The following is a 7,499-nucleotide window of genomic DNA, read 5'->3' as shown; positions in this document are numbered from 1 at the left end:
CCACCCCAACCACCCCAACCTCCAATTTCTCAAAAATTGGGAAGTTCTCAAAATCAATCTTCTCAAAATCAATCTTCTCAATCTTCTCAAAATCGATCTCCTCAACCTACAATTATCACCCGGAGAAATTTCTTGGTTTATCCCAGCTTATTTGTTGGTGGTGTGACTATTGCTGTTGTAGGACAAAATTTATTATTCTCAGGTCCTAAAAATCAAACTTCTGAAAATCAAACTTCTTCAAACTCCCTCTCAACCTTTAATTTTGAAGTTGTCACCACCGACTCCACCGGAAGCATCATCAACCGACGCAACTCCTCAGCGCGATATTTTACCGAATATTTGGGAAATGGTGTGACTTTAGAAATGGTGGAAATACCAGGGGGAACATTCCTCATGGGTTCACCGGAAACTGAGAAAGATAGAGCATCAAATGAAGGTCCCCAACGTCAAGTAACTGTTCCCAGTTTCTTCATAGGTAAATATCCATTGACACAAGCACAGTATCAAGCTATTATGGGAGATAACACTTCTCGCTTTAAAGGCGATGGTTCAACCACCCTCACCAACCAACGTCCTGTAGAAAGAGTAAGTTGGAATGATGCGGTTAATTTCTGTCAAAGGTTAAGCCAAAAAACAGGAAAAAACTACACATTACCAAGTGAAGCACAATGGGAGTATGCTTGTAGAGCCGGAACTACCACACCATTTTATTTTGGTGAAAGTATTACCACTGATCTGGTAAACCATAATGGTAATTACTCCTACGCTAATGCTCCTGAAGGTGAGTATCGTAAACGAACTACAGATGTAGGTTCTTTTCCCCCTAACGCCTTTGGTTTGTACGATATGCACGGGAATGTCAAGGAATGGTGTTTGGATGATTATGTTGATAACTATAATAACGCGCCTATAGATAGCAGTGCTGTGACAAGTCAAAGCGAATATAAGATGCTGCGCGGTGGTTCTTGGGATCTCAACCCCAGCTATTGCCGTTCTGCGTTTCGTGACAACTTCAGCCCAGACTACAGTTACAACAGCCTCGGGTTTCGGTTGGTAGTTTCCGGCGCAAGGACTCTTTAGTTCTTTACTCTCTTACCCTTTTACCCTCTACACTTTTTCTTTTTTCCCTTCTTCCTCGCCGTCAGGCGATCAATTTTTTTTACGGTTTTTAATATGTCTAAATCAGGATGTCCAGGATTAAAGGATGAACAGGATAGGATTTTGGTTTGATGTTATATGATTTGAGTTACTTAAGTTTTAACATATCATATATATTTATGAGATGTCAATATTTGTCCGCATCAGGATTTAGGGATTTATAGGATAGGAACGCGGATAGACGCAGATTGTTAAAACTAAGATTCAAGGATGTACAGGATATCTTCTTTGCGCCTTTGCTCCTTTGTGCCTTTGCGGGAAATAGATTTTCGTCTGAATCAGGATGTCCAGGATTAAAAGATGAACAGGATAGGATTTTAGTTTGGTGTTTATAGACTCAGTATATGATTTTGACTTTAAAATATCACAGATGTGGTGAAGATGTCCAGGATTAAAGGATGAACAGGATGAACAGGATGAAATTTTCAAATCTCTCTGAAACCTTTTACCTTTGTGTACTTTGCGTTCTTTGCGGTTCGTTCCTTCCATAACTTGTGCGTAACGAACCATCATTAAATAACATCCTGTAAATCCTATAATCCTGGTTATCCTGATTCTGAGAAAAAAAGCCTTCAAAAATAACCAACCATCATTAAATCGTATCCTAGAAATTCTTAAATCATCTAAATCGTGATTCAGATCATCTGCGTTTATTTGCGTTTTTATCCTGTAAATCCGGTAATCCTGGATATCCTGATTTAGACGATACGACTCCCTTGGATTATTCTAAAACCTATCATAACACAACCCTCTCAGAAGTCAAGACCCTTGAAAATACGTTGAGTCATTCGCAACCGTTCTCAATAATTTAGGGGTAAAAAAAGGTGCTGAAACTTTTTTGGGATTTTTGGGGGAAAATAGAGTTAAGAATTGTTAAGGTGTTGGGTGAGAGGTAGAACCTCTATGTTCACATTTCCAGTCAGAGACTGGGAACGAGAGAAACGAGAGACGAGAGACGAGGTAAACCTTCCTGCTTCCTGCCTCCTTTATCTGTTTTCCGTACTCTGTTAACTGGAGATTGAAGTTATTTATAAATAGATATAGATAATGTCGTTAGGAAAATTGAATTTATGAAAGTTAACTTGCAACCTCATTTAAATGATGCTTGTGTAGACGCGAATCAACCTAGTAGTCAACGTCAGTTAGCGTTTTCGATTTCGGCGATTGGGGAAACTTTAGATCGCAGTGTGCCATTAAATCTATGTTTAATATTAGATCATAGTGGTTCGATGCGGGGGCGATCGCTGGATAATGTGAAAAAGGCGGCTTGTTTGTTGGTTGACCGTCTCAGTGAGCAGGATAGACTGAGTATTGTGGTTTTTGACCATCGTGCCAAGGTTTTAGTACCTAATCAGGTAATTGCAGAGCGAGATTACATCAAACAGCAAATTAATCGTCTTTCTGCGGATGGGGGTACTGCAATTGATGAAGGGTTACGTTTGGGAATAGAAGAGTTAGCAAAGGGTAAAAAAGATACTGTTTCCCAAGCTTTTTTACTGACAGATGGGGAAAATGAACATGGTGATAATAATCGCTGCTTGAAATTTGCTCAATTAGCGTCTGACTATAATTTAACCTTAAATACGTTAGGGTTTGGAGACAATTGGAATCAGGATATTTTAGAGAAAATTGCGGATGCAGCGTTAGGAAGTTTGTCACATATTGAACGCCCTGAACAAGCGGTGGATAAGTTTAATAGTTTGTTTACTCGGATGCAAACAGTAGGTTTAACTAACGCTTACCTGTTATTTTCCCTGATGCCGAATGTGAGATTAGCAGAATTAAAACCTGTAGCTCAAGTCGCCCCAGAGACAATTGAATTACCTGTACAAACAGAACCAGATGGACGGTTTACAGTGAGATTAGGGGATTTAATGAAAGATGTGGAACGGGTGATTTTGGCTAATATTTATTTGGGACAGTTGCCAGAAGGTAGACAGGCGATCGCTAATGTGCAAGTACGCTACGATGATCCCGCACTGGATCAAGCTGGTTTATTTTCCCTCAATATGCCAGTTTATGTGAATGTAGATCGCACTTACCAACCGAGTACCAATCCCCAGGTGCAGCAGTCAATCTTAGCTTTAGCCAAGTATCGCCAAACCCAGTTAGCGGAAGCAAAATTACAGCAAGGCGATCGCGCTGGGGCGGCCACCATGCTCCAAACCGCCGCCAAAACAGCTTTACAAATGGGTGACGCTAGTGCAGCGACGGTGTTGCAAACTTCAGCTACTCGTTTACAAGCAGGTGAAGATTTATCAGAGAGCGATCGCAAGAAAACCAGAATTGTCTCAAAAACTGTGTTGCAGGATGCTCCTCCTACATGAAAGTTAAATTATTATCGGCACTAAATGATACTAACGTTGACGCAACCCAAACTACTAACCAGCGTCAACTAGAAATTTCCATTTCGGCTATTGCTGATGAGCTTGATTCTAGTATACCCGTGAATTTATGCCTGATTCTCGATAAAAGCGGTTCTATGCACGGCGAAGCTATGAACACAGTGATTCAGGCAGTGGAACAATTATTAGATCAACTCAAACCTGGAGACAGGATCTCAATTGTGGCTTTTGCGGGTACTGCTGAGGTCATTATCCCTAACCAAATCGTTCAAGACCTCAAAACCATCAAAACCCAGTTACACAAAAGTCTGAAAGCTGGAGGCGGTACTATTATTGGTGAAGGTTTATCTTTGGGAATTACAGAATTGCTCAAAGGAACAAAAGGTGCTGTTTCCCAAGCTTTTCTACTCACAGATGGTCATGGTGATAACGGGTTAAAAATCTGGAAATGGCAGATAGGATCAAATGACAACAACCGTTGTTTGCAACTAGCACAAAAAGCCACCAGATTAAATATCACCATTAACACCTTTGGTTTTGGTGATGACTGGAACCAGGACTTACTAGAAAAAATCGCCGATGCTGGTGGTGGTACTCTCGCTTATATTGAGACTCCTAACCAAGCTGTGGACCAGTTTAAACGCTTGTTTAAACGCATTCAATCTGTGGGCTTAACCAATGCCCATTTATTGCTGTCTCTCGTTCCTGGTGTGCGGTTAGCAGAACTCAAACCAGTCGCCCAAGTTGCCCCAGAAACCATTGAGTTACCAGTGGAAACAGAAGCTAATGGTAGCTTTGTGATTCGTTTGGGTGATTTAATGAAAGATGTAGAAAGGGTAGTTTTGGGGAATATTTATTTGGGACAATTGCCAGAAGGTGAACAAGTCATTGGACATATTCAGATTCGCTACGATGATCCAGCACAGAAAAAAGAGAGTTTACTTTCTCCCCTGATGCCGATATATGCTAATATTACTCAGACTTACCAACCAGCATTAAATACCCAGGTGTCACAGTCAATTTTGGTATTAGCTAAATATCGCCAAACTCAGATTGCAGAGGCAAAATTAGAACAAGGCGATCGCACAGGTGCAGTCACAATGTTGCAAACAGCAGCGAAAACTGCTTTACAAATTGGTGATACTAACGCTGCAACTGTATTGCAATCTTCTGCTACTCGTCTGCAAGCCGGTCAAGAACTTTCGGAAGCGGACCGCAAGAAAACCAGGATTGCATCAAAGACGATTTTAGGGTAGTAATTAAGTAGGGGTTTAGCAATGCTAGACCCCTACTCATAGTATTGCTAAACTGGGAGCATCCCAAATTTGTAAATTTATTTTTATCCAATGTCAAAGTCTGGAAAGAAACGAACCACGAAGGACACAAAGAACACGAAGGTAATAGAGTTTCAGAGAGTTTTTGGTTTTGCTGCGGTTATTTTTTCTGGCATGGGGATGGTCGCGCTAAACTTCTACAAAAAACATATATCTATCGTTTAATTTATATGAAAATTTCCGGTGTTCATCATATCGCTATCATTTGTTCAGATTACCAAAAATCAAAACATTTTTATGTTGACATTCTTGGTTTTCCGATTATTCATGAAACCTTCCGCAAAGAGAGAAATTCTTATAAACTAGATTTAAAAGTAGGAAATACCCAAATTGAATTATTCTCCTTTCCCAACCCTCCCGCAAGACCTAGTAAACCAGAAGCTTGTGGTTTAAGACATCTTGCTTTTGCGGTTGAGAATATTGAAGAAAGTGTGAATTATTTAACTTTTCAAAATATCGAAGTTGAACATATCAGAGTTGATGAAATTACAGGCAAGAAATTTACCTTTTTTAAGGACCCAGATAATTTACCATTAGAAATTTACGAACTCTAAATATATTGAATATGATCATTTATGATCATTAACGTAATACCATTTTTATATTATCATATAAAGAAGGAATATGAGTAATCACAGTGGACACATAAACCATAGTTGGGTACAACCTCAAAATCCTGCAAAGGTAGAGACAGAACCGACATTTTATTATTTTGCCTATGGTTCTTGTATGTGTCCAGTGGATTTAAAGCGATCGCTTGGTGAAAATACATACCCTTATGTCATCGGACCTGCTATATTAAAAGAATATAAACTCAGATTTTATGGTTATTCCCCCCTGCGTAAATGTGGGGTTTTAGATGTAGTCAATGATTCTACATCCTTAGTCACAGGTGTACTTTATCAGTTACCTTGGAGACTCAGCGAAAATCTCGATCAACGTGAAGGAGTTTCCCAACAATTCTATCGTCATGAAATAGTAGATATTCACCACAAAGATCAAATATATAATAATGTTCGTACTTATGTAGTAGTGAACAAATTAAAAGAAGAAGTTGCACCTAATGATTGGTATTTTAACGTTGTGCTAAGGGGTGCAATCACCTGTGGACTACCTGAAGAATATTGTTGGCATTTATTTAATAAAATGCACCAATTACAACAGCAACATAAGCATCAAAAAAAGTAATTGATAATTGATAATTGATAATTGATAATTATTTATTCTCCTGACTCCTAATCTAATTCCCTTCTTCCTTCCAAAGCCCTAGCCAGTGTAATTTCATCAGCATACTCTAAATCACCACCCACAGGTAAACCAAAAGCAATGCGCGTTACCTTGGTAAATGGTTTGAGTAGCTGACCTATATATAATGTAGTGGTTTCCCCTTCCACACTGGGACTAATAGCCATAATTACTTCCTGGGGTTTTTGTTGACTGACTCTCCTTACCAAAGCTTGAACCGTCAACTGTTCTGGTCCAATACCATCCATCGGCGAAATTACCCCACCCAAAACATGATACTTCCCTTTATACTCGCGGGTTTTTTCCAAAGCTATCACATCACGGGAATCTGCAACTACACAAATAGTTTGATTATCCCGGTTCGCGTTGCGACAGATATCACATACAGGTTCAGATGAGAGGTGAAAGCAGACTTGACATAAACCTACCTGTTTTTTAGCATTAATCAATGCTTGTGCTAAAGCTTCCACTTCAGATTCTGGACGCTTCAAAATATGCAACGCTAGACGCTGGGCAGATTTTGGACCCACACCGGGAAGGCGTTGCAGTTGTTCAATTAACCGGGCTAAAGGACGTGCGTAAACCGTAGTTTTATCTCCAGTATTTTCTCAACTTTACTATGATGACATTTTTGGGGAGTTTTGGAGAAACTGTCTGAATCAGGATGTCTGCTTACTGAGCGCAGTCGAGCTATGTCGAAGTAAGTCGAAGTACAGGATTAAAGGATTAACAGGATGAAAAAAGCCATTTTAGGGACTTCCAAGAAATAGATTATCCAATAGACATCTCCGAAAATTACATAAGCGTAACTTGAAACCCATTCGTAGGGACAATTCATCAATTGTTCCTACATCTTTTTCGGAGAGGTCTAATATTGTGGGATGGGCTTCTAGAACACCGATTCATTAATCGTAAGGGCGAAGCATTCGTGTGATAACCTATCGGTGAAACCAGTTCATATTCTGTCCGAATGCTTCGCCCCTACAAGGTAAAAACAGATTACCTAGCATTACTAAATCGACGTTTTAGCCCATCCGGGTTTAAGGGCAGACAAGACTTGTACTGAGCGTGTCGAAGTATGTCTACCCCACAAGAATTAATTGTATATTAGTCATAGTGATCTAAAGCTTCCAAAATTCCCCAAGCATAATGACCTTGAGCAAAGTAAATCTGTGGACAACCCCGCAGTTTTTCAATTTCTGGACTGTAATCTCCTACCACAACTCCTAAAGTATTACCACCAAGCATAGTTTCATCATTATCTGATGCTCCTGCTACTAAAAAACAAACAAAAATACCCCCCATTTCTGGAGGGTATTTTCTTATTTAACTAAGCTTATTAAACCCAGTTTCAGATTAACCGTTGATTGCAGGAGCAGTCAAAGCAACAGGAGCAACTTCACCAGCAGCTAAGTCT

Annotated in this window: 6 protein-coding genes and 1 pseudogene; 5 read left to right on the top strand and 2 right to left on the bottom strand. The window is 39.7% G+C overall.

Annotated features, from left to right (window positions below):
• The 5 genes from H5968_RS24155 to H5968_RS24135 all read left to right on the top strand — a co-directional run.
• Nucleotides 1-1,080, top strand: a 1,080-nt coding sequence (locus H5968_RS24155) for a formylglycine-generating enzyme family protein (protein ID WP_187041966.1), incomplete at its 5' end; no start/stop codon positions are given.
• Between the two features lie 1,148 nt (nt 1,081-2,228).
• Entirely contained in the window at nt 2,229-3,485 is a 1,257-nt protein-coding gene (locus H5968_RS24150) for a VWA domain-containing protein (RefSeq protein WP_187041965.1), read from the top strand.
• The gene (locus H5968_RS24145) at nt 3,482-4,759 is read left to right on the top strand and encodes a VWA domain-containing protein (RefSeq protein ID WP_187041964.1); all 1,278 of its coding nucleotides are present in this window, start codon (nt 3,482-3,484) and stop codon (nt 4,757-4,759) included. Before H5968_RS24150 ends, H5968_RS24145 begins: the two co-directional genes overlap by 4 nt.
• A gap of 248 nt (nt 4,760-5,007) precedes the next feature.
• Nucleotides 5,008-5,391, top strand: a complete 384-nt coding sequence (locus tag H5968_RS24140; RefSeq protein WP_187041968.1) for a VOC family protein — start codon at nt 5,008-5,010, stop codon at nt 5,389-5,391.
• A 70-nt stretch (nt 5,392-5,461) separates the two neighbouring features.
• Nucleotides 5,462-6,025, top strand: a complete 564-nt coding sequence (locus tag H5968_RS24135; protein ID WP_187041963.1) for a gamma-glutamylcyclotransferase — start codon at nt 5,462-5,464, stop codon at nt 6,023-6,025.
• Nucleotides 6,026-6,072: 47 nt separating this feature from the next.
• On the opposite strand, the gene recR is transcribed toward H5968_RS24135, so the two are convergent.
• A complete protein-coding gene (gene recR, locus H5968_RS24130) occupies nt 6,073-6,630 on the bottom strand; it encodes a recombination mediator RecR (RefSeq protein WP_222620793.1) in 558 nt (185 codons plus the stop codon).
• 559 nt (nt 6,631-7,189) lie between these two features.
• Nucleotides 7,190-7,366, bottom strand: a pseudogene (locus H5968_RS24125) (HAD family hydrolase); the annotation flags it as partial.
• Between the last annotated feature and the right edge of the window lie 133 nt (nt 7,367-7,499).

The sequence above is a fragment of the Sphaerospermopsis sp. LEGE 00249 genome, from assembly GCF_014299995.1.
GTDB classification, from domain to species: domain Bacteria; phylum Cyanobacteriota; class Cyanobacteriia; order Cyanobacteriales; family Nostocaceae; genus Sphaerospermopsis; species Sphaerospermopsis kisseleviana.
This window is presented reverse-complemented; position numbering and strand designations above follow the sequence as displayed.